The sequence below is a fragment of the Flavobacterium amylolyticum genome (assembly GCF_048284335.1).
GTDB lineage: Bacteria > Bacteroidota > Bacteroidia > Flavobacteriales > Flavobacteriaceae > Flavobacterium.
Genome location: NZ_JBLVPG010000001.1, coordinates 462180 through 487695, shown reverse-complemented (window position 1 = coordinate 487695; position 25516 = coordinate 462180). Strand labels below are relative to the sequence as shown.

At 35.6% G+C, this 25516-nt stretch carries 20 protein-coding genes and 2 tRNA genes; 13 read left to right on the top strand and 9 right to left on the bottom strand.

Translation table 11 applies throughout. The features are described 5' to 3' along the window. Nucleotides 1-452: 452 nt before the first annotated feature. The 7 genes from ACNQF9_RS02180 to serB all read left to right on the top strand — a co-directional run bounded on the left by ACNQF9_RS02180 (nucleotide 453) and on the right by serB (nucleotide 7214). Nucleotides 453-1778, top strand: a complete 1326-nt coding sequence (locus tag ACNQF9_RS02180; RefSeq protein ID WP_417989547.1) for a trigger factor — start codon at nucleotides 453-455, stop codon at nucleotides 1776-1778. Nucleotides 1779-2175: 397 nt separating this feature from the next. Further along, nucleotides 2176-2850, top strand: a complete 675-nt coding sequence (clpP, locus tag ACNQF9_RS02175; protein ID WP_073351820.1) for an ATP-dependent Clp endopeptidase proteolytic subunit ClpP — start codon at nucleotides 2176-2178, stop codon at nucleotides 2848-2850. An 86-nt stretch (nucleotides 2851-2936) separates the two neighbouring features. Further along, nucleotides 2937-4169, top strand: coding sequence for an ATP-dependent Clp protease ATP-binding subunit ClpX (gene clpX / locus ACNQF9_RS02170; RefSeq protein ID WP_131991663.1), 1233 nt, complete (start codon nucleotides 2937-2939; stop codon nucleotides 4167-4169). Nucleotides 4170-4444: 275 nt separating this feature from the next. Beyond that, on the top strand, nucleotides 4445-4855 hold the full coding sequence (locus ACNQF9_RS02165) for a VOC family protein (protein ID WP_417989546.1): 411 nt from the start codon (nucleotides 4445-4447) through the stop codon (nucleotides 4853-4855). Nucleotides 4856-4881: 26 nt separating this feature from the next. Next, a complete protein-coding gene (locus ACNQF9_RS02160) occupies nucleotides 4882-5322 on the top strand; it encodes an SRPBCC family protein (protein ID WP_417989545.1) in 441 nt (146 codons plus the stop codon). Nucleotides 5323-5347: 25 nt separating this feature from the next. Beyond that, a complete protein-coding gene (locus ACNQF9_RS02155) occupies nucleotides 5348-5782 on the top strand; it encodes a VOC family protein (protein WP_417989544.1) in 435 nt (144 codons plus the stop codon). Between the two features lie 193 nt (nucleotides 5783-5975). Further along, nucleotides 5976-7214: a phosphoserine phosphatase SerB gene (gene serB / locus ACNQF9_RS02150; protein ID WP_417989543.1), complete on the top strand. Its 1239-nt coding sequence runs from the start codon at nucleotides 5976-5978 to the stop codon at nucleotides 7212-7214. 60 nt (nucleotides 7215-7274) lie between these two features. Here the strand turns inward: serB and ACNQF9_RS02145 are convergent, their stop codons facing one another. Together ACNQF9_RS02145 and ACNQF9_RS02140 are read right to left on the bottom strand one after the other, a co-directional pair. Further along, nucleotides 7275-7424: a hypothetical protein gene (locus ACNQF9_RS02145; protein ID WP_417989542.1), complete on the bottom strand. Its 150-nt coding sequence runs from the start codon at nucleotides 7422-7424 to the stop codon at nucleotides 7275-7277. An 11-nt stretch (nucleotides 7425-7435) separates the two neighbouring features. Continuing rightward, nucleotides 7436-8959, bottom strand: a complete 1524-nt coding sequence (locus ACNQF9_RS02140; protein ID WP_417989541.1) for a GH3 auxin-responsive promoter family protein — start codon at nucleotides 8957-8959, stop codon at nucleotides 7436-7438. Nucleotides 8960-9054: 95 nt separating this feature from the next. Here ACNQF9_RS02140 and ACNQF9_RS02135 point away from each other — a divergent pair, with 95 nt between their 5' ends. Next, nucleotides 9055-9849, top strand: coding sequence for a DUF2797 domain-containing protein (locus tag ACNQF9_RS02135; RefSeq protein WP_417989540.1), 795 nt, complete (start codon nucleotides 9055-9057; stop codon nucleotides 9847-9849). A 169-nt stretch (nucleotides 9850-10018) separates the two neighbouring features. Here ACNQF9_RS02135 and ACNQF9_RS02130 read toward each other — a convergent pair whose 3' ends face one another. Further along, nucleotides 10019-12634 (bottom strand): AsmA-like C-terminal region-containing protein, encoded by a 2616-nt coding sequence (locus ACNQF9_RS02130; RefSeq protein ID WP_417989539.1) that lies wholly within the window; start codon nucleotides 12632-12634, stop codon nucleotides 10019-10021. 192 nt (nucleotides 12635-12826) lie between these two features. Then, a complete protein-coding gene (sppA, locus tag ACNQF9_RS02125) occupies nucleotides 12827-14587 on the bottom strand; it encodes a signal peptide peptidase SppA (RefSeq protein WP_417989538.1) in 1761 nt (586 codons plus the stop codon). Nucleotides 14588-14724: 137 nt separating this feature from the next. On the opposite strand from sppA, the gene folK reads away from it, so the two are divergent. After that, nucleotides 14725-15861 (top strand): 2-amino-4-hydroxy-6-hydroxymethyldihydropteridine diphosphokinase, encoded by a 1137-nt coding sequence (gene folK, locus ACNQF9_RS02120; protein ID WP_417989537.1) that lies wholly within the window; start codon nucleotides 14725-14727, stop codon nucleotides 15859-15861. A gap of 34 nt (nucleotides 15862-15895) precedes the next feature. On the opposite strand, the gene ACNQF9_RS02115 is transcribed toward folK, so the two are convergent. From ACNQF9_RS02115 to ACNQF9_RS02105, 3 genes are all read right to left on the bottom strand, one after another. Beyond that, a complete protein-coding gene (locus ACNQF9_RS02115) occupies nucleotides 15896-18055 on the bottom strand; it encodes a T9SS type B sorting domain-containing protein (protein WP_417989536.1) in 2160 nt (719 codons plus the stop codon). Between the two features lie 37 nt (nucleotides 18056-18092). Next, nucleotides 18093-18629, bottom strand: coding sequence for an RNA methyltransferase (locus ACNQF9_RS02110; RefSeq protein WP_417989535.1), 537 nt, complete (start codon nucleotides 18627-18629; stop codon nucleotides 18093-18095). A gap of 69 nt (nucleotides 18630-18698) precedes the next feature. Next, nucleotides 18699-19148, bottom strand: a complete 450-nt coding sequence (locus ACNQF9_RS02105) for a DUF1573 domain-containing protein (RefSeq protein WP_417989534.1) — start codon at nucleotides 19146-19148, stop codon at nucleotides 18699-18701. A 160-nt stretch (nucleotides 19149-19308) separates the two neighbouring features. On the opposite strand from ACNQF9_RS02105, the gene mutS reads away from it, so the two are divergent. The 4 genes from mutS (at nucleotide 19309) to ACNQF9_RS02085 (ending at nucleotide 22753) form a co-directional block, all read left to right on the top strand. Then, nucleotides 19309-21915, top strand: coding sequence for a DNA mismatch repair protein MutS (gene mutS / locus ACNQF9_RS02100; RefSeq protein ID WP_417989533.1), 2607 nt, complete (start codon nucleotides 19309-19311; stop codon nucleotides 21913-21915). A gap of 148 nt (nucleotides 21916-22063) precedes the next feature. Next, a tRNA-Gly gene (locus ACNQF9_RS02095) sits at nucleotides 22064-22136 on the top strand. 14 nt (nucleotides 22137-22150) lie between these two features. Next, a tRNA-Leu gene (locus ACNQF9_RS02090) sits at nucleotides 22151-22236 on the top strand. Between the two features lie 169 nt (nucleotides 22237-22405). Beyond that, nucleotides 22406-22753, top strand: coding sequence for a DUF1508 domain-containing protein (locus ACNQF9_RS02085; protein ID WP_417989532.1), 348 nt, complete (start codon nucleotides 22406-22408; stop codon nucleotides 22751-22753). A 161-nt stretch (nucleotides 22754-22914) separates the two neighbouring features. On the opposite strand, the gene ACNQF9_RS02080 is transcribed toward ACNQF9_RS02085, so the two are convergent. Next, nucleotides 22915-23148, bottom strand: coding sequence for a PG1828 family lipoprotein (locus ACNQF9_RS02080; protein WP_417958604.1), 234 nt, complete (start codon nucleotides 23146-23148; stop codon nucleotides 22915-22917). 193 nt (nucleotides 23149-23341) lie between these two features. After that, entirely contained in the window at nucleotides 23342-25516 is a 2175-nt protein-coding gene (locus ACNQF9_RS02075) for a S46 family peptidase (RefSeq protein ID WP_417989531.1), read from the bottom strand.

Sequence of the window (25516 nt, the reverse complement as noted above, 5' to 3'; positions counted from 1 at the left end):
CTGCTAATTACTACTTATTTCTCCCCCGTTTTTTTGGGTGTCGACTAACTAGTAAATACTACCAGTTACAAAGTAGCGATTATAAACCCAATTTTGGTTGGCTTTACACTACTTTGTTTCGTTATATCAGTTTTTCAAATATATAAATAATTTATTACAAAATATTAAAGCAACTTTATATTGTTGAAAACCACGGCTCGCGTGAAGGATGGCAGTGAAAATCCTTTTATGAAGCAAAGCGCAATAAAAGATTATAACGAACAGCCTGACCCGCAGTTTTGCGAGGAGGAACGACAGCACCATCTGCAGGGACACGCCCAAATTATTTTCCTTTTCTAACCTCTGATTTTATCAAATAACCGTCTAAAATTCAAAATGGTAAAATACTTGTTTGGGTTGCAAAAATTTTATAATTTTGCAGTCCAATTTTATTATGTAAATTAAAGAAGAAGATGGATATCAAAAGAGTAGCAATAGACGCTGTGAATGAAACAATTGTAATGACTGTTGTTCACATGGATTACAAAGGACAAGTAGCAAAAAGAATAAACGAAAAAATGCCTTTGGCAACGGTTAAGGGATTTAGAAAAGGAGCGGTGCCTAAAGATCTTGTTGAAAAACAATACGGTAAAGCAATCAAACAAGAAGAAATTCAAAAAGTGGTTGACTTAGCTTTGGAGCGTTTCGTACAATCAGAAAGATTAAATCTTCTTGGAACGCCACTTCCTAAAGTAAACGAGCATTTTTCTTGGGATGCTGAAGAACTGGTTTTCGAATATGAAATTGGTTTGGTACCTAACTTCGAATTGGATTTAGAAGCTAAAAACGACATTGTAAAATATGTAGTTTCAGCGGATGATAAAATGATTGAAGGTCAGGTAGAACGTATTCAAAAACAATTTGGAACTGCAATTCCTCAAGAAGTTGTTGCTGCAGATTCAGATGTAACAGGAACATTCACTAACGAAGAAAAAGGAATTAATAACGCTACCACTATTGCTGCTGATCTTTTCAAAGACAAAGCGACTTTTGATTTATTCATTGGTAAAAAAGTAGGAGATGTAGTGACGGTTAACACTAAAGGTTTATTTGAAGACGACCACCAATTGATGGACGTGATGAAAGTAAGTCATGATGACGTTCACGGTTTAGAGGTTGATGTAAACTTCACAATCGAAGCAATCAACACTGCGGAATTAGCGGAATTGAACCAAGAATTGTTTGATAAATTGTTTGGAGCTGGAACTGTTTCTTCATTAGAAGAATTGAAAGCTAAAATCAAAGAAGATGCTGAAGCTCAATTTGCACAACAAGCGGATCAAAAATTATTAGGTGATGTTACAGAATTCTTAATTGAAAGCACAAAATTTGATTTGCCTTCTGGATTCCTTAAAAAATGGTTGCAAACAGTTGGAGAGAAAAAATTGTCACCTGAAGAAGCTGAAGTAGAATATGCACGTTCTGAAAAAGGATTGCGTTTTCAATTGATCGAAGGTAGAGCAATGGCTCAATCTGATATCAAAATCACTTTTGAAGACTTGAAAACATTCACTACAAAAAATATCCGTCAACAAATGGCGCAATTCGGGCAAACAAATCCTACTGATGAAGAAGTTCAAGGAATTGTGGCTAGAGTTTTGTCTAACCAAGACGAAGTAAAAAGACTTTCGGACCAGGTTGTTGCGGAGAAATTATTAGAATTGTTCAAGGAGAAAGCAAATCCTACTACTAAAGAAGTAACGTACGACGAATTTATTGCTGCTTCATACGGAGAATAAATAGGTGTCTGTACTGTCGTAAAGTTGAAAGTCAAAAGCCCTAAGAGCACCAGAGATTATTAAAATTTTATGATTTGATTACAGATAGTAAACAATAAAAAATAGGTATATTTGAGCGTCAGAAAAAATATTTTTTGGCGCTCTTTTGTTTCAATTAGTTGCGGGAGCTAATCTAGCTGTACGGTACAAGTTTTTTTTTCTGTTTCAGTTTTTTAAATTCCTGTAAGCGCTTTTTTTAGTCGCTTTGCAAGAATAAAAAAACTAAAAAACAGAATTCAAAAAGCTTTTACTCCCATCTGGGCTAAAAATAAGACATATTGACATCATTTGTAAATAGGTATGACCTTTGCATTAAAGGGAAACACAAGATATTACGTAAAACTTAGAACAAAAAAATATGAACTACGGTAAAGAATTTAAAAAATTTGCTACAAAGGACCACGGGGTAAATTCGATGTACTACGATAAAATCGTAGGTGCAATGACTCCTAAAAACATGACTCCCTATATCATTGAAGAACGTCAGTTGAATATATCACAATTAGATGTTTTTTCCAGGCTGATGATGGACCGAATTATATTCTTGGGTACAGGAATCGATGACCAAATTGCAAACATTGTTCAAGCACAGTTGTTGTTCCTGGAAAGTGCCGATGCTTCAAAGGACATTCAAATTTATTTGAATTCTCCGGGAGGAAGCGTTTACGCTGGATTGGGGATTTATGACACGATGCAATACATCAAACCAGATGTAGCGACAATTTGTACTGGAATGGCAGCTTCTATGGGAGCAGTGCTGTTGTGTGCAGGTGCTGCAGGAAAACGTTCGGCATTGCCACATTCACGAGTAATGATTCACCAACCATCAGGTGGAGCGCAAGGAGTGGCTACAGATATGGAAATCAACTTACGCGAAATGTTGAAACTGAAAGATGAGTTATACAAAATTATCTCGCATCATTCTGGACAAACTTTCGATAAGGTTCATACAGATAGTGAGCGTGACTATTGGATGATTGCCGAAGAAGCAAAAGCATACGGAATGATTGATGAAGTTTTAATAAGAGGATAAATTATTAGTCGAGAGTCAAAAGTCCGTAAGTCAAAAGCATAGCAGAGACTTTAGGACTTTTAACTTTATGACATTAGACTAAAAGAATGGCAAAAGTAGTATTAGAGTGTTCGTTTTGTGGAAGAAAAAAACCGGAAACCAATTTGTTGATTGCAGGTATCAATGCACATATTTGTGATAAATGTATCGAACAAGCACACGGAATTGTTTTGGAGGAATTAAAATCTGGCGGAAGTTCAAAACTGGTTGGAGATTTGATTTTGAAAAAACCAAAAGAAATCAGGGCGTTCTTGGATCAATATGTAATTGGACAGGACCAAACTAAAAAGGTGATGTCAGTTGCAGTTTACAATCACTACAAGCGTTTGATGCAACAGCAACTGGACGATGAGGTTGAGATTGAAAAAAGTAACATCATTATGGTGGGACAAACAGGAACAGGAAAAACATTAGTGGCTAAAACCATTGCAAAAATGTTAGATGTGCCGTTGGCTATTGTTGATGCGACGGTTCTTACAGAAGCAGGTTATGTTGGGGAAGATGTCGAAAGTATTTTGACACGTCTTTTGCAAGCCGCTGATTATGACGTTGCGAAAGCAGAACGCGGCATTGTATTCATTGACGAGATAGATAAAATTGCACGTAAAAGTGACAATCCGTCTATTACGCGTGACGTTTCTGGGGAAGGTGTTCAACAAGCATTATTGAAATTATTGGAAGGAACCGTTGTAAATGTGCCACCTAAAGGAGGACGCAAACACCCGGACCAAAAATTTGTTGAGGTAAATACACAAAATATTTTGTTTATCGCCGGTGGTGCTTTTGATGGAATTGAAAGAATTATTTCGAAACGATTGAACCGTCAAGCCGTGGGTTATTCTACTTCTAAAAATGTGGATAACATCGACAAAGACAATTTGTTGCAATACATTATTCCAAAAGACATCAAAGATTTTGGATTGATTCCGGAGATTATTGGTCGTTTGCCGGTATTGACACACATGGATCCTTTAGACAGAGAAACCTTGCGTGCGATATTGACACAACCTAAAAATGCGTTAATCAAGCAATATGAGAAATTGTTTTTGATGGACGATGTTGAATTCACCATTACAAATGAAGCCTTAGATTTTATTGTAGATAAAGCATTAGAATATAAATTAGGAGCTCGTGGATTGCGTTCCTTATGTGAAGCCATCTTAACCGATGCAATGTATGAATTACCAAGTTCTGATACTAAAACATTAGAAATTGACGTGGATTATGCAAAAGAGACGTTGAATAAGAATTTATTGAAGCGTTTGGAAATAGCATCTTAAAGTTTTAAGAAAAATAACGGTGTCAAAGTTTTAGACTTAGACACAGGATAATACTAAACCTGTTCATTAAAATGAACAGGTTTTTTTATTGATTTTTTTTAGCTATTTTTTTAAATTATAATTTTTATTATTTGTATATAATTGATTTTAAATATTTTGTAAATTTATCGTGGTAAATTTTAAATGAAAGAAGTGCTTTAGAAAAATAAGGTTTACAAGCAATTTTGGATAACGTAAAAGCATATTTAAAATTCAATCCCTTAAAAAAAAACGAAATGATAAAGCAAATATGGCTTAATTTGCCAGTAAAAGAGGTGGCGAAATCAAAAGCATTTTTCGCTAAAATAGGTTTTTCTTTTAATGAGCAATATGCCACTCCGCATTCAACATGTCTGTCTGTTGGAGCTACTCATTTTGCGGTCATGCTTTTTGAGGCGTCAGTTTTTGAAGATTTTGTACAAAATAAAAGTACCGATACCCAATCAAGTTCCGAACTATTAATTTCAATTGATGCAGTAAGTAAAGAAGAAGTGGATGCATTCGCAAAGAAGGTAGAAGAAGCTGGCGGTACCCTTTTTGCCAAACCTGCCGAAATTCAAGGATGGATGTATGGCTGTGGCTTTGCAGACTTAGATGGACATCGTTGGAATATGCTGTATATGGATTTTAGTAAAGTACCAAAATAGAATTTTAACGTAATAAAAAGTACAAAATGACAACACTGGAATTCAAAATCGAGATAAAGGCTCCAAAAGAAAAAGTTTGGGACGTTTTATGGAAGGAAGAAACATACAAGCAATGGACATCCGTTTTTTGTGAAGGGACGTATGCTGTAAGTGATTGGAAAGAAGGCAGTAAAATTCATTTTTTATCTCCCAATGGGGACGGAATGAACAGTATTATCTATAAGAAAATACCAAATGAATACATGGCTTTCAAGCACATAAGCGAGTTAAAGAATTTTGTAGAAATGCCTGTTGATGCTAAAACCCAGGAATGGACGGGTTCTATGGAAACGTATCAATTGATTGAAGATAATGGATTGACTGTTTTAGTAGCTAAAATGGATGCAGTCGAAAAGTATGTAGATTATTTCAAAACTACATTTCCAAAAGGGTTAGATATGGTGAAAAAAATTTCAGAAGCGGAGTAGACTATTAATTATTAAAATTAAGATTATGGCATCAATAAACCCTTATTTAGTTTTCAATGGAAATTGCGAAGAAGCATTTCTGTTTTATCAGTCTGTATTTGGTGGAGAATTTCCCTATATCGGGAAGTTCAATGAAATGCCTCCAGCAGAAGGTAATCCCGCGCTTTCTGAGGAAGATGGGGATAAGATCATGCATATAACATTGCCCATAGGTGATACATCTTTACTGATGGGAAGTGATAGTAATTTAGCGAGTGGAGAAGTGATTTTTGGACAAAATGTTTCGATTTCTATCAATACTGTGAGTAAGAAAGAAGCCGATACCTTGTTTAATGGACTTTCGGCTGGAGGAAATGTATCCATGCCAATGAATCAAACTTTTTGGGGTGCTTACTTTGGAATGTTTACGGATAAATTTGGCATCAATTGGATGGTGAATTTTGATGAAACCGAAAATTAAGTAGTTTTAAAACAAATTATGGATTGCTAGTAGATTGCGTTTTTCTCATAAATGTAAACCTGTTTATTCATTTGGACAGGTTTTTTTATAGGTAATTTACAGAATTTGTTATTGTTCGCAAAAAGGAAAGTTATTTTTTTTTATCAACTTCAGATTGACGATTTTTGCGCATGCTAAATCAAACAATTATAAAATGCAAATAGAAGAGATTGAGGTTATTTTATTAAAAGTTTCGGGTCAGGACAAACCAGGAGTAACAGCAGGTTTGACCTCCATTTTGGCGAATTATGATGCCGTTATTCTAGATATTGGACAGGCAGATATTCATGATACCCTTTCTTTAGGTATTTTATTTGAAATAAAAGCGGGTTCTTCCTCTGGACCTGTTTTAAAAGATTTATTATTCAAAGCCTATGAATTAGGTGTTAAAGTTAAGTTTATTCCAATCTCGATTGCGGACTACGAAATTTGGGTAAAAGCACAACGCAAACAACGCTATACCATAAATGTTTTGGGAGAAACACTAACGGCTGTTCAATTGGCAGCTGTGACTAGAATTTTGTCCAACCAAAATTTAAATATTGATGCGATTAAAAGATTAACAGGCCGAGTTTCTATTATTGATAAAGAAGAATTTCCGCGTTCTTGCATACAATTATCGGTTACGGGAACCATTGTCGATAAAACGTTTATGACGGCCAGTTTTATGGAAATTTCCAGAACGATAGATGTGGATATTTCGTTTCAAGAAGACAATATGTACCGAAGAAACAGACGCTTGGTGTGTTTTGATATGGATTCGACCTTGATTCAAACCGAAGTAATTGATGAATTGGCTGAATTAGCGGGTGTGGGAGAACAAGTGAGAGCCATTACAGAAGCAGCGATGAATGGCGAAATTGATTTCAGCGAAAGCTTCCAACAACGCATGGCTTTGTTAGAAGGTTTGAGTGAAGAGGTGCTACAAACCGTTGCTGAAAATCTGCCTATAACCAAAGGAGCACATCGCTTGATGAAGGCCTTGAAATATTATGGTTATAAAACGGCTATTTTATCCGGAGGCTTTACCTTTTTTGGAAAATACCTGCAAAAGGAATTAGGAATTGATTACGTTCACGCCAATGAATTGGAAATTAAAGACGGTAAATTAACGGGCAACTATATAGGCGAGATTGTCGATGGTCAAAAGAAAGCTGAATATTTGCAAGCCATTGCCGATAAAGAAGGCATACACATCAACCAAACTATTGCAGTGGGTGATGGTGCCAATGATTTGCCAATGTTGAATTTAGCAGGTTTAGGTATTGCTTTTCATGCCAAACCTACGGTAAAAGAAAAGGCAGAAAGTTCTATTTCAAGTTTAGGCCTCGACGGTGTTTTATACCTTTTAGGGTACCACGACAGGCATATTGATATGATGGAGGAGGAATAAAAAGACTGTAATAATCATAAAAAGAGGCTGTTCAAAAAAGTGATTTTTGGACAGCCTTTTTTATGCTTTAACGGTAAACGCTTTTTCAGGTTTTTCCTGTGTTTGTTTTTCGGGAGATTTACATATTCCCCTGGCGCCACAACGCATTCTGTGCGGTCCGCAGGAACTCAAGAAAAAAAGTGTTATCAAGATGTAGAAGGTATTTTTCATCTTCTCGTTTTTTATACGGTTTGAAACTGCATGCTTTTGAGTTGTTCCAGGTAATCTCTTTGGTTGGATAATCTTGGTATTTTATGTTGCCCACCCAATTTGTCCTTGCATTTTAACCAATCGTAAAACAAATTTTTTCGTGCTACATTTATTACTAACGGATTTAATGTCATGTTGTTGTAGCGCTTTGCTTCATAATCGGAGTTTAAAGATTGTATGGATTCATCCAATGCTTTCTGGAATTGCGATACATCAGCAGGATTGTTTTTGAACTCGATCATCCATTCATGGGCACCTTTTTCTTTGCCTTCCATAAATATAGGCGCCACGGTGTAATCAACTACTTCTGTTTGGGTTAGTTTACACGCTTTGGCAATAGCCTGATCCGTATTTTCAACCATCAATTCTTCGCCAAAAACATTAATGTGATGCTTGGTTCTTCCCGTAACCCGAATCCGATAGGGATTCAATGAGGTGAAACGAACGGTATCGCCTATCAAATAACGCCATAAGCCGGAATTGGTGGTAATTACTAAAGCATAATTTTTGCAAAGTTCCACATCTGCTAATCGAATCGTTTTTTGATCCGGTGTCCCAAAAGTATCCATTGGAATAAATTCATAGAAAATGCCGTAATCCAGCATCAATAACAAATCACTGGAATGATTTAAATCCTGAATAGCAAAAAAGCCTTCGGAGGCGTTGTATATTTCGTAATATTTAAACTCTTTTTTCGGTAGTATTTTTTTGTATTGCTCTCGGTACGGTTCAAAATTGACGCCTCCGTGAAAGTAGACTTCCAAGTTAGGCCAAAGTTCAAATAAATTTCCCTTTCCGGTTTCTTCCAGCATTTTATTCATTAAAACCAACATCCAGGAAGGAACTCCAGCAAAACTAGTTACATTTTCATTTTTTGTTTCGTTTATAATGGCTGCGATTTTTGTTTCCCATTCACCCATTAGTGAAATTTTGTTGCTCGGAGTGCTGCTAAACTCCGCCCAAATAGGCATGTTTTCAATTAATATGGCTGATAAATCCCCAAAGAACGTATTGTTGTCTTCATAGATTTGCGAGCTTCCGCCTAGACGTAGGCTTTTCCCAAGAAAAAGTTCGGAATCCTCATTGTTATTTAAATACAAACACAGTAAATCCTTACTTCCTTTGTAATGGCAGTCTTCCAGTGCTTCATTACTAACCGGAATAAATTTACTTTTAGCGTTTGTCGTTCCGCTTGATTTGGCAAACCATTTTATAGGGGTTTCCCAAAAAACATTCTGCTCTCCTTTACGGGTTCGTTCAATGAGCGGTTGTAATTCTTCGTAAGTTGAAATTGGGATTCTCTCTGCAAAAGTAGCGTAGGAATGTATTGAAGCATACTCATATTGTTTGCCTAAAACAGAGTTTTTGGATGACTGAATTAAATGCATAAGCAATTCTTCCTGAACCTCATTTGGGTATTTTAAGAAAAGTTCAATCTGATGGATTCTTTGTTTTAGCACCCACGAGGCAAACGAATTGATTATGGTTAGTGGCATTTTTAAATTATGAATTATGAATTACGAATTATAACTTTACCAAAAATAACAAAATTTGTTTAACTAGATGCGTTAAACGGGAAACTTTAAATAGAATGACATACGAAGGTGTACTTGCAAAAATGCAAACCGAATTTGGAAATCCAATTCAATATTATTTGGTTTTTGAGAATAGTTTTTTGAATGTAAATCAGTTGCTAAATAAAAATATCGAAATTAATTTTGTTGGATATCAATGTTTGAACTGCGGAAAAAAGAAAAAAATATTCCGACAAGGATTTTGTTATGATTGTTTTTATTCCAGCCCGGCAGTGGGGGATTGGATTATGAAACCGGAGTTGAGTACGGCTCATCTTGGAATTCAGGATAGAAATCTGGCTTATGAAGAAAAAGTGCAATTGCAACCTCATATTGTGTATTTGGCTTTGTCCAGCGAAGTCAAAGTAGGAGTGACTCGAAAAACACAAATGCCAACCCGATGGATAGATCAGGGCGCTAACCAAGCCATTTCTATTGTGGAAGTACCCAATCGCTATTTGGCTGGAATTACGGAGGTGGCGCTCAAAAACCATTATGCTGATAAAACGAATTGGCGAAAAATGCTGACTAACAATATCGAACCAATCGACTTAGTTGCGGAGCGACTAAAAGTAGAGAATTTAATCCCAACGGAAGTTCAGGAATATTTTCATGCACAAAAAAATGATTTGTACGAGATGCATTATCCTGTTCTACAGTATCCACATAAGGTGAATAGTTTAAGTTTGGAAAAAACGCCTCACTTTCAAGGAAAACTCACCGGAATAAAAGGTCAGTACCTTCTTTTTGAAGACGGCACCGTTTTTAATATCCGAGGTTCAGAAGGTTATGTGGTACAAATTAATGTGTAAAATCTGCTATTTTGATTTTGCTGGCTTTTCTGTAATTTTTTTAACCATTAAGGAATTAAGAATAATTAAGCATTAAATCTTAATGAAACTTAATTCCTTAATGTTTTAATTATAAATACAAGTTGTTTTTATAACACTTTCAGTTAAGCCATTATTTTAGTTTAAATTATTACTGCTGTACTTTAGGCTCTTCTGCTTTTTTCTTTTTATTAAACAAGCCATTCAATAAATCAGTTGCTTTTGTTTTTACTTCTTCTTTGGTTGTAGGAGTTGCCGTTTTTGTAGTATCTCCTGGTTTTTTGTTTTTGTTAATAAAATCAGTCAAAGCTGAAGTTCCTTGTTTTACCAGTCTGTCTTTTTGTTGGGTTATTAGTTGAGTGGTCAATTTAGTTACGGCGCTATTAATATCAGTTGTGATTTTTGGATTTGTAAAATTCCCAACTAAAAGCGCATTAATCGGAAAGCTTTGCACTTTTGCAGCATCAGCATCAGATAATTTTGCGATTAAGGCATTTGCTTCGGAGCCTAAATATTTTGCGGGAACATCAAATTTTAAATTGTAATTTATGCTTTGGTCAAAACCGTGCGTGCCTGCAATAGTAGCTTTGATGTCTTTGTACTTGATGTCAAAAGGTTTTACAGTTACTTTTCCATCATTGAATGTTAGTGCTGCTTTCAAATCATTCAAATTGATTTTGCTAACATCAATAAATTTTAAATTGGCGCCCAATGCAGTCAGTAAAGTCGAATTACTCGCATTTACTGTCGTTGACAGCAATTGTCCTAATAGATCTCCGGTCAGCGTTTTCAAGTCAGGAGTCAGTTCAGTAGCATCAAGATTTCCGTTCAACTTGATAGTTGAATTTAACTTTCCGTTAATAATTCCAGCAAGAGGTGCAATTTTTTTTAGCATATCTAGTTGGGTGAAGGATTGTGCAATATCGACTTGATTTAATTTCAAATCCATATTAAAAACAGGACTTTTCCCTTTTGTAGAAACTGCACCATTTGCGCCAATTGTTCCCCCAAAAAGCGATGTTTTCACGTTTTGGAAAGTTACTTTTTCATCTTTGACAAGTAGTTTTCCCGATACATTCTTCAAGGTCAAATTATCATATAATACCGTAGTTGCATTTGCGGTAAGCGTACAATTCAAGAAAGCAGGAATCTTCAGGGCCGCTGCTTTTTTATCCCGATCAGTAGGTGGTGTTTTTGCGGTTTCAACGGTGGTCATAAAATCATCTACGGCTAATTGTTTAGAATTCAGGATGAAATTTCCTTTTAATTCTTGGTTTCTAAATATAAATCCGTAAAAATTTTCTAAAATTCCTGTTACACTAATGTCACTTTTTCCTGTAGTTGCGTTCAATTCTTTCAAATTGACTTGACTGGGATTAAATTGAACCAAAGCACTGCTGATGTTCATTGTTTTGCCGTTTTCATCCATATAGTTGAAACCGGACAAACTCATGGTTCCTGCATTATTAATAGTCTCATATTGATTTTTCTCTACTGACTGCATATCGAATCTTGTGGTCACATCGGCTCTTAAGGTCCCAGCAAGAGGCTTGGCTAGCTTTATAGGATACGCTTTAGAAAGATTGGCTAAGTTAATTGTTCCTTTTAAAGCGGCGTCAACTATTGCGTTTTGTGAGATGTTTTTAATGGTTGCTTTAGCATTAAAAATGTCCTGATCTATTTGGAAAGAAAGCTGGTCTATATTAATGTAAGTATCATTCAATATTCCGGTTTGATTGACAATTTTTGTATCAATAATGATGTTTTGAACCGTTTTTGGTAAGTTAGGGTATTTAAAAGAGGCATTGTTGGAGGCAATTTCAATGTTAAATTTCGGAACACTGTTGTCTGAATAGAGCCCTTTGGCAAAGCCTACAACGGTAAAGTCACCAGTTGTTTTTACGTTTTTCAAACTGGAAGTATAGGCTGCGGGAATCACTCCTAAGAAATTTTTGAAGGATGAGGTAGGTGTTTTAAATTTTAAATCATATTCCTGACCCGTTTCAACCTCTTGAATAAACCCATCAAATTCTAGCGGCAACTGATTGATTAAAGCTTTGTTTTCTTTAAACGTATATTTACTTTTTACTAAATCAATTCCCAAAACAGCGTCCAGAGTCAAAGCAACATCTTTCAAGTAATTGACCTTGTTCATGTCCAAGGTGATTTTTGCAGTTGATTGAGTAACCAAATCCAGTTTTTGAGCGGCAAAATCGCCCACGCCTTTATGGCTAATACTGTCAATTGTCATTTTGATTTTTGATTTTTCATCAAAATAGCAAAATTTGAAATTCTCGATGCTATAATTCTTAACCTTTAATGATAAAGGGGCGCTTTTGCTTCTATTTTTACTTTCTTTACCTTTTATGGCGATATCATAATTTCCGATGCCGTCTTTATTGAATAGGATATTGATCAATCCATTTTTTGAAGTAATGCCGTCAATAATTATTGCTTCTCCTTTGCCTTTGAATAATTCTTTGATAGACATTTTTAAATCTAATTCGCCTAATGACACTAAAGTGTCGCCTTCAAAAGGGGCTTTGTTTATAATGACTAGTTGATCTAAATTGACATTTGCACTAGGGAAGCTTTTGATTAAACTTAAGTCCACATCCGAAAAAGTGACTTTGGCATCAACCTTATCATTAATAGCTTTGGTAATTTTAGCTTTTATTTGATCCTCAAAAAAGTAAGGAAGAGTGAATAAAGCTACCAAGAATAGGATAATCAGGGCTCCAATAATTTTTAAGATTGTTTTTAGCATAATTTGATTCTCTTTAGATTTAAAAAATAAGCAAAAATGATGCCCTCTTGTCACAAAAATAATGGATTACACGGGAAGCGTTGCTATTGATTTGATAAAAAACAATAACGGCTTTTAATTTCCCTTTTAATTTCAAAAAAAAATCCGTTCCAATTATAATTGGAACGGATTTTATAAGTAGTATGCTAGACGTTAATTGATGTTGATTTCAAACGGTAGGATGGCTTGTATGCCTTTCCTTGACTGTAATTTCTTTATTTCTTGCATAATGCGATAATTCTCTACACCAATTTCTTCTTTTATAAAATCAGCTTTCGATTGTGCAAAGGGCAGATTAGCAAGTAGATCATCAAAATTTTTCTCATATTCAGGATAATTTTGAGTGCTGTATTTTTTTATTTTTGCTAAAGACGCAGCATTAGCAATTGCATCATCCAATCCCCCAATTTTATCGACTAGCCCAATTTTTAACGCTTGAGACCCACTCCAAACACGTCCTTGAGCAATAGCATCGACTTGTGCAAATGTCATTTTTCGTCCCTGAGCTACATGGGTAACAAAGGTTTTGTAAATGTGTTCAACACCTTCTAACGTAACGGCTTTGAATTTTTCATCTAATGGCACAAAAGGGCTATAATTTGCTGAATTCTCATGAGTTTTAACTTGCTCTGTATAAACCCCTATTTTAGTAGCCAATGGCGTAAAGTTGGGTAATATCCCGAAAACGCCAATGGAGCCTGTGATGGTATTTTCTTCGGCAAAAATTGTATTGGCATTGCAGGCAATGTAATACCCGCCGGAGGCTGCATAATTTCCCATAGAAACAACTACAGGTTTTAACTTTTTAGTCAATTCAATCTCTCTCCAAATCAGATCTGAGGTCAATGCGCTTCCGCCGGGACTATCGATTCGAAGTACGATCGCTTTTATATTTTTGTTTTTTCGTGCTTCTTGCAGGGAGCGACGCATTGATCCTTCACCAATAATATTAACATCACCTTCTCCGCCAAGAATTTCACCTTGTGCATAAATAATTGCTATTTCATCATTACTGTCAAAACTTTGCGACGTAGTGGCTACTTTCTGGGCATAATCTGAAACAGATACTGTGTTGTAGTCTTCATTATTGGCTACTTTAAGCGCTTTTCTGATGGCGTTGTGATACACATCTTCATAAGCAATTACGTCAATCAGTTTCTCTGCTTTTGCCATTTCTGGAGTTCGAGCCAGTAAACCGTTAGCGATTTCATTTAAGTGAACCACAGGTATGTTTCTGCTTTTAGAGATGTCAGCCGTAATTGAGTTCCAAACAGAATTCAGTAAAGCTGAGGTTTGTTCCCTGTTGGCATCACTCATTTTATTTTCAAGAAAAGGTTCTACAGCACTTTTGTATTTTCCATGACGGATCACTTCCATTTTTAATCCTGATTTTTCTTGAAAATCTTTAAAGAACATGATTTCAGCAGACAATCCCTTGAAATCCATTTCTCCAACCGGATTTATGTAAATTGGGCTGGCAACAGAATTTAAATAATATTCTTTTTGTGAATACGAATTGGAATACGCCATGACGAATTTACCTGATTTTTTAAAGCTTTCAAGCGCATCTCTCAAGGCTTTACTTTGTGCCATTCCTAATGACGAAACAGTATTTAGAATCGAAATTCCTTTAATGTCATTGTCAGTTTTTGCTTCTTCAATAGCATTGATAATATCTGAGAGCCCTATTTTTTTATTTTCTGAAAAGATAGTCATCCATGGGTCTTTATATTTTCCAGCGTAATCATTTCGGATGTCTTCTAAATCAAGTTCTATTACGGAATTGTTTTTTACCGTAACACCCTCCGATTCGCCACCAAAAAGGGCCCCGATAATAATAATTCCAAAAAAGGACAACATGAAAAAAACAAAAATACCTATTATGGTAGCTAATACATTCCCTAAAAATTTCATAGTTATATTTTTTTAATATGTCGTAAAAAACAGTGAAATGTTACAAACAAATGTTTTGAATTCTCAAGTTAATTAGCAACACAGGGTGCAAATATATTGCTAATTCTAAAATTCTTTTAGTTAATTTGCATCTAATTATGAAATCACAACATCAGGTTATTTTATCGGTAGGGAGCAATCAAGGAAATCGTTTAGAAAATGTGGAGCGTTGCTTACAATTGATACATCAGGAAGTAGGGACGGTCATCAAAGTTTCCAGATTATATGAAACGCCAGCTTGGGGTTTTGAAAGTGATTCATTTTATAATTGTGCTTTGGTTTTGCATACTTTTAGCTCACCTCACAAGATTCTGGCTCAGGTCTTAAAAATCGAAAAGCGTTTGGGTCGTTTGCGCAGTAAAACAAAAGAATATCAATCACGTACTATTGATATTGATTTAATAGCATTTGACTCCGAAACTATTACTACCGAAAAACTCCAAATTCCACATCCGTTAATGCAGAACAGGAATTTTGTTTTGTTGCCTATTCAGGATTTGAATTTAGATTGGCAGCATCCCATTTTTCAAAAAAACATTACTGAATTATTAGCCCTGTCTCCAGATGAAAGTGTGTGTCATGTAGTTCAAGATTTAGTCAATCCATTACAAAACATTCCATTGGAGCAATTCAATTATGTTGCTTTTGAAGGAAATATTGGAGCAGGGAAAACAACTTTAGCCACAAAAATTGCAGAAGATTTTAATGCGAAAACGGTATTGGAACGTTTTGCTGATAATCCCTTCTTGCCCAAATTTTATAAAGATCAAAACCGTTATGCTTTCCCGCTTGAGATGTCATTTCTGGCAGATAGATACCAACAATTATCAGATGATTTGGCGCAATTTGATTTATTTAAAGATTTTTTGGTAGCTGATTATCATATTTTTAAGTCTTTAATTTTTGCTAAAATAACCTTAGCCGAAGATGAGTATCGATTGTACCGTAATCTTTTTGATATCATTTACAGAGAAATGCCAAAACCGGATTTGTACATTTATTTGTATCAAAATTCAGAGCGATTGCTACAAAATATTAAGAAACGCGGCAGAAGCTATGAGCAAAAAATTCCGGCCGAATACTTAGATAAAATCAACAGTGGTTATTTGGATTATATTAAATCACAAACTGATTTGAATGTTTTGATCATTGATGTTTCGGATAGGGATTTTGTAAAAAATCAAGAAGATTATCTTTTTGTTTTAGATGAAATTCAAAAGAAGATCAAGTTATAGGATGCAACAATTCTGGTATTATAAGTCGTTCAAATTATCTTTTTAATGAAAAGTGTCCTCTTTTTTCAGGACTGTCAGCATCAATTTTTAAAACATACCAATAATCCGAAGCGGGTAGTAGGTTCTTATTAAAGGTACCGTTCCAAGAGGGCTTCGCTGCGTTTAATTTTGTGATTAATTTTCCGTAGCGATCAAAGATGGTTACTTCTGCCTCAGGATAATTGATCAATCCTCTTACTTCCCAGACGTCGTTATAGGAGTCGTTGTTTGGTGTAAAAAACTTCGGAGCGATCAATACTATAAATGCCTCGCTATCGCTACCGCATGAATTTACTTCTCTTGCGTACGCGGTTTGCAAACCAGTCGATACATTGAAAAACACATTTGAACTTTGATAAGAATTCCCGTCAACAGAATATTCAAAATAGTCTTTTGTGTTTTTTAAATAAATTACAACAGTAGTTTCATTGACGTCAATTCTGTCGATTTCTGGAGTATCATGTTCCAGTACAGCGATTTTTTTGGTACTGCTGCAGTTGGCATTATTTGTTATGCTTACGCTATAAATACCAGGAGTAATTACCTCAATTGTCTTCGTAGTTTCACCCGTGGACCAGGTATAATTCATATTTGAGATTTCTGCATCAAGAGTTAAGCTGACGGACTTGCAAAGTATTAATTCCTGATCAGTAACTACCGGAGGGTTGTAAATTATAATGTCAACAGCCATTCGATTCCTATTAGTACACCCGTTATTTATGGCTTCTGCGTAATACGTTGTATTTTGAGTGATATTTGGGACATTTAGACTTGTTCCAGTTCCTATGATTGCGCTGCTGGTTAGACTCGAATACCAGTTTATATTTCCAATATTAGTGGTTGCCTGAAGTGTTACGTCTCCTGCTCCACATCTTGAAATTGGCGTATTAGTTGATGTTATGTTAGGGATTGTTTCTATAGTGGCTATAATTGCAGTTCTGTTTAAAGTACATCCTGCATCCACATAATAGGTTGTTGTTGTGTTTAAAAATGGGGTTGTGTACGTAGTGCCGGTGTGTAATAAATTCCCAAAGCTTGCCGCATCATACCAATTTACGGTTCCGCCAGTAGCGGTTGCTTGAAGTGTAATAGTGCCTGAATCGCATCTTGATGCAGGTCTTGTTGCTATTATTTGAGGAATTGTTATTGTGGTACTGGTCGAAATTTCAAGAACTGGATCTCTAGGCATTCCACCGTATTCTACAATATACCCTTTGGGTTGATAATTTCCGCTTGCATCGCCGTTTAATTGTAAATCATTCCAAGAGCCAGGTCTACCAATGCCTGGTGCAGTTATGTGTGCATAATGTTCTATACCATTACTGTTGTTCGGTTCGTTAGTATTCCAAAAGGAAAAATTAGTACTTGAGCCATTTACGCCTCCGGTCCAAAAAGTTACTCTATCAGCTGCTGGTCCCGTTACCCATTTCCATAGCCCTTCTGTTTCAGCATCGCTGCCCCCAATCCAGCCCGCTCCCGCAGCTTGTTCTCCTGCTAATTGCGCTTCATCAGCGGCGGTGATTGTTGCTAAATATCCTTGAAGTCCAAAATACGTGCTCGTTTCAGCTGCTACTTTTGCCGCATTCCAGCTAATGCCAAGGTTTGAAATGTACTGATAGTAGTGACCGTTTCTAGGTAAGTAATTAGCTTGTCCAAGAGTGATTGAAAAGTTTCTGGTGCCAGATGGAGTTGCCGAGGAATTTCTATAAACAACATCTTGTATAGCATTTACAAAGTCAGTGTACCGTACTTTTGTTCCCGGAATTACACTGAATAATTTAAGTTTACCTTCAAGTGAATCCCATTGTGAATTAATAGTAGGGTGGAATGTTGGATTGGCTAATTGAATTATATCCTGTCCATTAACATAACCTGAAGAAATTTGAACGTAGATAGCTTCAGTACCGATGTCAGATGCATCAGAGCCAGTTATGGTTACATCGGTTACTATGTTTAAAGAAGTTCCCGGACAGTAAATTTGATTGCCTGTCGCTGTAATTCTGGGAGCAATTGCTGTAACAGATGATTTTAATGTTTCTTGTGGAGTGACAAAGCTGCTTTTATTAACGTTAAAAAAAGGAATAGCGGAATGCGTAGCCCTTGGTATAAATGATAAAAAAACGATTGTTATTTTCAAGAAAGTACTAATTCTCATACGTTACGGTATTGCGGTGTCTACTTTTTTTAAATTTCTATTTTGCCCAATTCATCTTTTGAAATAAATCCCAAACCACAATGCCGGCACTCACTGAGATATTTAAAGAATGTTTGGTCCCTAATTGTGGAATTTCGATACAGCCATCACACAGTGCAACCGCTTCCTGAGAAACACCATAGACTTCGTTTCCAAAAACTAAAGCGTATTTTTTTTCTTCAACAACTTCAAAATTTTGAAGAAAAACGGCACTTTCTACTTGTTCTATGGCAAGAGTCATTACATTTTCTGTTTTTAATTTTTCAATGACAGCAAGTACGTTTTCATGATGTTCCCATGTAACCGTTTCGGTAGCTCCTAATGCTGTTTTGTGAATTTCTTTATTAGGAGGGGTTGCAGTGATGCCACATAAATATATTTTTTCAATCAAAAAGGCATCGGCAGTTCTAAAAACAGAGCCAATATTATGTAAGCTTCGGATATCATCCAATACTAAAATTAGGGGAGTTTTTTCTGATTTTTTAAAAGCTTCAATGGATTTTCGTTCCAATTCGCTGTTTTCAAGCTTTCTCATAGGTTGTAAAATATTCAAAAAAAAAGCTTCCTAAATTAATGGAAGCTTTTTTGTCAATTTAGTTAAAATTTAGCTTTTTGAAGAATCAGCAGCTAAAACATTTCCTTTTATCGTAAGTGTTTTGGTTGGAACAACAGCATTAGTTGTCAAAGTTACTGTTTTTGTAAATGCTTGACCTGCTCTTGAAGTGTCGTATTTTACTCCAATTACTCCTCTTGCTCCTGGAGCGATAGGCTCTTTTGGATACGTTGGAACAGTACAACCACATGAACCTTGAGCATTAGTTATGATTAATGGCTTGTTACCATTATTAGTAAATACAAATTCTCTACGACCGTCAGAGTTATAAGCAACGGTACCGTAGTCAATAGTTTCACTTACAAAAACCATTCCTGCGCCATTTACTTTTGCAGCAGCGACTCTGGTATTGGTTGCTTTTAATTTTTTTGATGTTTCTTGTGCATTAGAAGTCGTAACGCCTAAAACAACTAGCATAGCTAGCGCAATTATTTTTTTCATGTGTGTTTAATTTTTAAATATACACAAATCTATATAAAAATTAGAATTTACACCTTAATTTTTTCTTAAAAAAATAGTTTAATTTTTTGAAGTGGTTCCATGTTTATTTAAAAATCTATAAATTCGCCCAATATTTTTAATTTTTTCAAACACAGAACAAGTGGTATCTAAAGATAAAGTAGTTAAGGAAACACCGTTAATGAAACAATACAACGAGATCAAAAGGAAGTATCCTGATGCGTGTTTATTATTTCGGGTGGGTGATTTTTATGAGACATTTGGTGAAGATGCTGTTCGTGCTTCTAAAATTTTAGGAATTGTATTAACCAAGCGTGGAGCGGGTTCAGAGACGGAAACGGCATTGGCAGGTTTTCCGCATCACTCCCTCAACACGTATTTGCCTAAACTGGTCAAAGCAGGTCTTCGAGTAGCTATTTGTGACCAGCTTGAAGATCCAAAAATGACTAAAACCATTGTGAAACGGGGCGTTACGGAACTAGTAACTCCAGGAGTTTCAATGAATGATGAGGTTTTGCAGTCTAAAACTAATAATTTTCTAGCCTCCGTTTATTTTACTAATAAAGGTATAGGAATTTCCTTTCTGGATGTTTCTACCGGCGAATTTTTGACTGCACAAGGCAATGCAGAATATATTGATAAATTGTTGCAGAATTTTAATCCAAGCGAAGTTTTAATTCCAAAAAATAATAAAAATGATTTCCGGGAAATTTTTGGAGACGACTATCATTGTTTTTATTTAGAGGATTGGATTTACAAAGAGGACTATGCATTTGAAACCTTAACCAAGCATTTTCAAACCGTTTCTTTGAAAGGATTTGGTATCGAGGAATTGAAAGAAGGAATTATCGCTTCGGGAGCCATTTTATATTATTTATCCGAAACGCAGCATAATAGAGTACAACATATAACAGCTATCCAGCGTATCGCCGAAGATGCTTATGTCTGGATGGACCGATTTACAATTCGAAATCTGGAATTGTATCACAGTTATAATCCAAACGCGGTGACGCTTCTCGATGTAATTGATAAAACGCTTTCGCCGATGGGTGGTCGTTTATTAAAACGCTGGTTGGCATTACCCTTGAAAGACAGTCATAAAATACAAAGCCGTCATCAAGTCGTTTCGTATTTAAAAGACAACCAAGTCGTTTTAAAAAATATTCAGAATCAAATCAAGCAAATATCAGATTTAGAGCGATTGATTTCTAAAATTGCTGCCGGAAAAGTATCGCCACGGGAGGTAGTGTATCTAAAAGAATCCTTAGATGCAATTATTCCAATAAAAACGTTGGCTTTAGATAGTCCGCAAGAAGCAGTAAAAGTAATCGGTGACAGTTTGCACAGTTGTGAATTGTTGCGTGAAAAAATAAAAACGGTTCTCAATCAAGATGCGCCTGTGGCTATTGCCAAAGGGAATGCGATTGCTAAAGGAATCAGTGCAGAGTTAGATGATTTGCGTGCAATATCAATTTCAGGAAAGGCGTTTTTGGAAGGAATTGAAAAAAGAGAATCACAGTTGACGGGAATCTCCTCTTTGAAAATTTCCTTTAATAACGTTTTTGGATATTACATCGAAGTTAGAAACCTGCACAAAGACAAAGTTCCTACAGAATGGATTCGAAAGCAAACTTTAGTCAATGCAGAACGTTACATTACTGAGGAATTAAAAGAATACGAAACTAAAATCCTGGGTGCCGAAGAGAAAATTCATAAAATAGAAGTAGAGTTATTCGAACAATTGGTGAGCTGGATTGCTACGTATATCAAGCCGGTTCAAATGAATGCTAATTTAGTAGCGCAACTCGATTGTTTGTGTTCTTTCACGCAATTAGCTATCGAAAATAAATACGTTTGTCCAGAGCTAGACGAAACATTCGAACTGGAAATCAAAAACGGAAGACATCCTGTTATCGAGAAGCAATTGCCAGTTGGCATGCCTTACATTGCCAATGATGTTTTCTTAGATCGTGAAACGCAACAATTGATCATGATTACGGGGCCTAATATGTCTGGTAAGTCGGCTATTTTGCGTCAAACCGCATTAATTGTGCTCTTGTGTCAAATGGGCAGTTTTGTTCCCGCAGACAGCGTGAGAATGGGGATTGTGGATAAAATATTCACCAGAGTAGGAGCCAGTGATAATATTTCGATGGGGGAATCTACCTTTATGGTCGAAATGAATGAAACGGCTTCCATCTTGAATAATATTTCGGACAGGAGTTTGGTGTTGTTGGATGAAATAGGTAGAGGAACAAGTACGTATGACGGGATTTCAATCGCTTGGGCTATTGCGGAGTTCTTACACGAACATCCCTCACAACCTAAAACCTTGTTCGCTACGCATTATCATGAGTTGAATGAAATGAGTGAATCCTTGCCAAGAATTCAAAATTTTAATGTAGCAGTCAAAGAATTGAAAGACACCGTGCTTTTTATTCGAAAATTAATAAAAGGTGGCAGTGCCCATAGTTTTGGAATACATGTGGCAAAAATGGCCGGAATGCCTCAAATCGTGATTTTGAAAGCACAAAAGCTTTTGAAAAAATTAGAAAAGAATCATTCCAGCGATGCGCTGAACGGAATTAAAGCTGCAAAGGACGAAATGCAAATGAGTTTCTTTAATCTAGACGATCCTTTACTAGAGGAAATTAAAGAAGAGATCTTAAATCTGGATATAAATACCATTACGCCTATGGAAGCGCTGATGAAACTCAATGAAATTAAAAGAATGTTGACCAGAAGGTGATTTTATTTATTTTAAAGTTTACGCTATCAGAACGTTAACTTTTATCTGTAAATTTTTTATAAAAAAGGCTTGTGTAATTCAATAAATGTCTTAAATTTGCATCCGCAATACAGAACAAGTATCGCGGTTCTTTCTAAGAATTGAAAATGCGAAAATAGCTCAGTTGGTAGAGCGCGACCTTGCCAAGGTCGAGGTCGCGGGTTCGAGCCCCGTTTTTCGCTCGACACCACATAATGCTCGGATGGTGAAATTGGTAGACACGCTGGACTTAAAATCCAGTGAACAGCAATGTTCGTGCGGGTTCAAGTCCCGCTCTGAGTACTAAAAAAGCTTCAAACTATGTTTGAAGCTTTTTTTATTTTATAATAAATCCATTTAAAATTTTACGACACTTATTAAAATCACTTAAAGTTGTGTTGTTTTTTGATGCGGGGTTAAAAACGTCATTGTGTGATTGGTTTTAATGACACAATTTATTTCAAGATAAGTTATGGGGGCTTTTGTAATTAGTAAAAGATATAACGACGAGTATAAATTTGTTTTCACTTCAAGAAAAGGGAAAATAGTTTTTACAAGTTTGAGTTATGAACTAAAGTTTGAGTGTGAAGAAGATATTGATAAGTTTAAAGCGTCAATTGAAACCGCGGATTTTTTAAAGTTTAAGTCTTCCAGTGGCAAATTCTATTTCAAATTAATGACGGGAGGCAATCATTTTGCAACAAGTAGAAAATACACCACTTCGTTGCGTTTGCAAAAAGGGATCGATGAAATTGTACGCTATGGATCAATGTCGGAAACATTGGATTTTTCAGCGAATAATTTTGTATTTAGTGACTAAAATTTATAAATGAATTTAAATAAAAAAAGAGAGTCTGGGCTATTGCCTCGACTCTCTTTTTTATTTTTGTAGCTTTGATTCTTGAAAGAGCAAGTGCTACAAATTAAAAAAGCCATCTCGCATAGCGGATGGCTTTAAAATTTTTAGAATTTGAGTTCTAATTATTTTTTTACTTCTGTAGCAGCTTCAGTTGCAACAGCAGCAGCGTCAGTAGCAGCAGCAGCAGCAGAATCAACAACTTGAGCAGCAGAATCAACTACCATAGCAGCAGAATCAACTACCATAGCAGCAGAATCAACAGCAGTTGCAGAATCTTCAGCAGGAGCGTCAGCTTTTTTACATGATACAACAGTTAATACAGCAACAGCAGCTAAACTTAAAAATACTTTTTTCATCTTAATTTAATATAAAAGGTTAATTATTAATTCGTGGCAAAGATATAAATTTTTTAATATGTAAAATATTTTTTTATTTTTTTTTTAAAAAATAATATTTTTTGACAACGTCGAAACAATTTACAATTATTGTGCCAGTTAAAGTAAATAATTAATAAATGTTTAATATCATCATCAAGGTCCTGTTTTTCGACTAATTACGGTGTAAGTTTTTCTTTTTCAGTAATTTACTTTTCTTTGGGTGAACTAGTTTTAACTCGTTTATCAAGTTAGTAGCGCCGGCATACTTATCCATAATAAACAAGATATACCGCACATCAACCATTATGTTTCTACAAATACTAGGGTCGTAATAGATATCGCTCATCGTTCCTTCCCAAGCTCTGTCAAAATTGAGTCCTACTAAGTTTCCTTTTGAATCAATTGCAGGACTTCCTGAATTGCCACCTGTGGTATGATTTGTCCCAATAAAACAAACGGGCATTTTACCATTTTCACCATAGTGTCCATAATCGTTGGTGTTGTATAAGTCTACTAACTTTTTAGGAACATCAAATTCGTAATCGCCAGGAATGTATTTTTCCATTACCCCGTCTAAATACGTTATTGGAGTGTAGAGAGTAGCATCTTTAGGTTCGTACCCTTTAACTTTTCCGTAAGTGACTCTTAAGGTGCTGTTAGCATCTGGAAAAAGGGATCTTTCAGTATTCAATTCTAATTGTGCTTTCATGTACGTTGTTTGCAACGCTGTAATCTTTAAATTGATTTCGTCATATTTTGGGGCAACTTCTTTGGTGTATTTGTCTGCTAATTCTTTTACAAGTTTATAACCAGCGTCATTATTTAATTTTGTTAAAACGGTTTGAGCATCACCGGACAGTAATTCTTTTAGGCTAGCGTAATTTTGAAGTTTGGATTGGGTATATATTTCCGAAGCTAAATTTGTAGCATTTACTTTTATCAAATGTTGGGGTAAAAATTGCTTTGGAGATTTCGCAACATAAAGTTCAATTAGTTGTTCAAAAACATTTCGATCTACAGTGGCATTGAAATTTTTATAAAAATCAGCAAGCCCAGTGATTACATTCTTCTTTCGGTCTTTAAATGCTTGTTCTCCTTTGGTTTTATACACTTGCTCTAATTGATACAATTTATAACCTGTACTCAGTAATTCCGTGTTTCGTAATACTGTTTCAGTAAAATAGTCTTTTGCTAGTGCATAAGGAGCAATTTCTGCGTAGTTTTTTTCAAAATCAGTTAAGAGTGTCCCATATTCTTTTTCTTTACCGGCTTTTGTTACTTTCAGCTGAAACGCTTTTTCAGATTCTCTCTTTACAGCAACGGCATTTGATTTTTTTAATCCTTGGGTTTCACCAATCCATTTTTTCCAATAATTGGCAATACTGGCATACTTTGAGGCATATTGGATTTTAACGGCTTTGTCTTTTCGCATAAAACCATCTGCGACTTTCAAGGCTTTGTCTCTGATTTCAATTTTTGCAGGATTGAGTTCGTTAATAATTTGTTCAATAGCAACAGCGGGTAAATACTCATTTGTTTTTCCAGGATATCCAAATACCAATGTAAAATCATCTTCGGCTACGCCATCGAGTGAAATCGGTAAGAAATGTTTTGGAGTATACGGTACATTGTCTTTCGAGTAGGCAGCAGGACGATTGTTTTTGTCAGCATAGATTCTAAACAAAGAAAAATCGCCGGTATGACGAGGCCAAACCCAATTGTCAGTATCCGAACCAAATTTTCCAATAGCCGATGGTGGCGCACCGACTAAACGGACATCACTAAAGGTTTCGGTAACAAAAAGCATGTATTGATTGCCTTCGTAGAAGGTACGGATCTTGTTTTCTTGCCAGTTTTCCTTAGGTAAAGTATTGCTTAATGTAGTAATGTTCTCTTGGATTTTCTTTTGTTTTTCGGTTTCAGTTGCAAGCGTCATAGTTCCTGCTAAAACAGATGCGGTAACATCCTCAATTTTCACAATGAAAGTTACGGTCAAGCCTTCGTTTGGTAATTCTTCTTCCATTTTGTATGCCCAAAATCCATCAGTTAGGTAATCGTGATCTACTGTGGAATGGGATTGAATTTGTGAAAAGCCACAATGATGATTGGTTAAGATTAATCCTTTTGGAGAAATTACCTCTGAAGTGCAGCCGCCGTTAAAATGCGGAACGGCATCTTTCAGGCTTGATTGATTCACATCATAGATGTCTTTAACTGACATCTTCATGCCAAGATTTTTCATTTCGGTTTCATTCATCCCTTTCAATAACGAAGGAATCCACATACCGCCTTGCTGCGCGTGCGTCTGAATGATAAATAAGAGTAGGAATAATTTTAAAATTTTCAT

What these genes read in the sequence shown, in the direction of transcription:
- folK (WP_417989537.1), top strand. Translation starts at nt 14,725, where the DNA reads ATGAAATCACAACATCAGGTTATTTTATCGGTAGGGAGCAATCAAGGA.
- ACNQF9_RS02105 (WP_417989534.1), bottom strand. Translation starts at nt 19,148, where the DNA reads ATGAAAAAAATAATTGCGCTAGCTATGCTAGTTGTTTTAGGCGTTACG.
- ACNQF9_RS02145 (WP_417989542.1), bottom strand. Translation starts at nt 7,424, where the DNA reads ATGAAAAATACCTTCTACATCTTGATAACACTTTTTTTCTTGAGTTCC.
- ACNQF9_RS02160 (WP_417989545.1), top strand. Translation starts at nt 4,882, where the DNA reads ATGACAACACTGGAATTCAAAATCGAGATAAAGGCTCCAAAAGAAAAA.
- ACNQF9_RS02165 (WP_417989546.1), top strand. Translation starts at nt 4,445, where the DNA reads ATGATAAAGCAAATATGGCTTAATTTGCCAGTAAAAGAGGTGGCGAAA.
- clpP (WP_073351820.1), top strand. Translation starts at nt 2,176, where the DNA reads ATGAACTACGGTAAAGAATTTAAAAAATTTGCTACAAAGGACCACGGG.
- sppA (WP_417989538.1), bottom strand. Translation starts at nt 14,587, where the DNA reads ATGAAATTTTTAGGGAATGTATTAGCTACCATAATAGGTATTTTTGTT.
- ACNQF9_RS02130 (WP_417989539.1), bottom strand. Translation starts at nt 12,634, where the DNA reads ATGCTAAAAACAATCTTAAAAATTATTGGAGCCCTGATTATCCTATTC.
- ACNQF9_RS02155 (WP_417989544.1), top strand. Translation starts at nt 5,348, where the DNA reads ATGGCATCAATAAACCCTTATTTAGTTTTCAATGGAAATTGCGAAGAA.
- ACNQF9_RS02135 (WP_417989540.1), top strand. Translation starts at nt 9,055, where the DNA reads ATGACATACGAAGGTGTACTTGCAAAAATGCAAACCGAATTTGGAAAT.
- ACNQF9_RS02085 (WP_417989532.1), top strand. Translation starts at nt 22,406, where the DNA reads ATGGGGGCTTTTGTAATTAGTAAAAGATATAACGACGAGTATAAATTT.
- ACNQF9_RS02180 (WP_417989547.1), top strand. Translation starts at nt 453, where the DNA reads ATGGATATCAAAAGAGTAGCAATAGACGCTGTGAATGAAACAATTGTA.
- ACNQF9_RS02110 (WP_417989535.1), bottom strand. Translation starts at nt 18,629, where the DNA reads ATGAGAAAGCTTGAAAACAGCGAATTGGAACGAAAATCCATTGAAGCT.
- ACNQF9_RS02140 (WP_417989541.1), bottom strand. Translation starts at nt 8,959, where the DNA reads ATGCCACTAACCATAATCAATTCGTTTGCCTCGTGGGTGCTAAAACAA.
- ACNQF9_RS02075 (WP_417989531.1), bottom strand. Translation starts at nt 25,516, where the DNA reads ATGAAAATTTTAAAATTATTCCTACTCTTATTTATCATTCAGACGCAC.
- serB (WP_417989543.1), top strand. Translation starts at nt 5,976, where the DNA reads ATGCAAATAGAAGAGATTGAGGTTATTTTATTAAAAGTTTCGGGTCAG.
- ACNQF9_RS02080 (WP_417958604.1), bottom strand. Translation starts at nt 23,148, where the DNA reads ATGAAAAAAGTATTTTTAAGTTTAGCTGCTGTTGCTGTATTAACTGTT.
- clpX (WP_131991663.1), top strand. Translation starts at nt 2,937, where the DNA reads ATGGCAAAAGTAGTATTAGAGTGTTCGTTTTGTGGAAGAAAAAAACCG.
- ACNQF9_RS02115 (WP_417989536.1), bottom strand. Translation starts at nt 18,055, where the DNA reads ATGAGAATTAGTACTTTCTTGAAAATAACAATCGTTTTTTTATCATTT.